Annotated in this window: 1 protein-coding gene; it reads right to left on the reverse strand. The window is 63.6% G+C overall.

The genetic code is table 11. The features are described from left to right. Positions 1–25: 25 nt before the first annotated feature. Positions 26–946, reverse strand: a 921-nt coding sequence (locus AC5LUJ_RS24100) for an IS3 family transposase (RefSeq protein WP_493465854.1), incomplete at its 5' end; no start/stop codon positions are given.

The raw sequence follows: 946 nt of genomic DNA on the forward strand, positions 1-946 counted from the left end.
TGAACCGCCCCGGGTTCGGTGGAGACTACGATCGTTGGCTCCTGTCGGAGACTTTACCACATTGCTGGGCGTAATAGGAACGCTCATACTCGACGGGAGGCATATTCCCGCAGCCGCTGTGGATCCTTCGGCTGTTGTACCAGTCGACCCACTTGAGGGTGGCGAGTTCGAGTTCTTCGAAGGTCCGCCACGGCCCGCGGCGGTACACAAGCTCGGTCTTGTATAATCCGTTCACCGACTCGGCCAGAGCGTTGTCATAGGAATCACCGACGGTCCCGACCGACGGTTTCGCGCCCATCGCGACAAGCTGGTCGGTGTAGCGTATTGACGTGTACTGACTTCCCTGGTCAGAATGGTGCACGAGGCCGTCGAGATGCTCGTCACGCGCCCAGATCGCCATTGCCAGGGCATCCAGCGGGAGGTCGGTACGCATGTGCGAGGCCAGCCGCCAGCCGACAATCCTGCGGGAGAACACGTCGGTGATGAAAGCGACGTAGGCATCCCCCAGCGAGGTCCCGACGTAGGTAAAGTCCGCCACCCACAGTTTATTCGGGCGGTCGGCCGAGAAGTTGCGTTTCACCAGGTCCGCGGGCCGCTCGGCCGCCGGATCCGCCACCGTGGTCCGCCGCTTGTGGTCACCGCGGACCGCGCCGACCAGGCCGAGCTCGCGCATCAGCCGCTCGACGGTGCACCGAGCGACGTCGACTCCCTCCGCGCGTAACGCCAGCCAGACCTTCCGCGCCCCGTACACCTCGAAATTCTCCTTGTACACACGGACGATCTGTTCTTTGAGCTCGGCGTCACGCACAGACCGGGCCGACGCCGGCCTGCTCTTCGCGGCATAGTACGTCGACGGGGCAAACTGCAGGATTTCACAGATCGGCTCGACCCCGGCCGCGTCTTTGTACTCGTCGATGAACGCGACTACCTCGGCAGTCGCGGGTCG

The sequence above is a fragment of the Protofrankia sp. CiP1_Cm_nod3 genome (assembly GCF_982290655.1).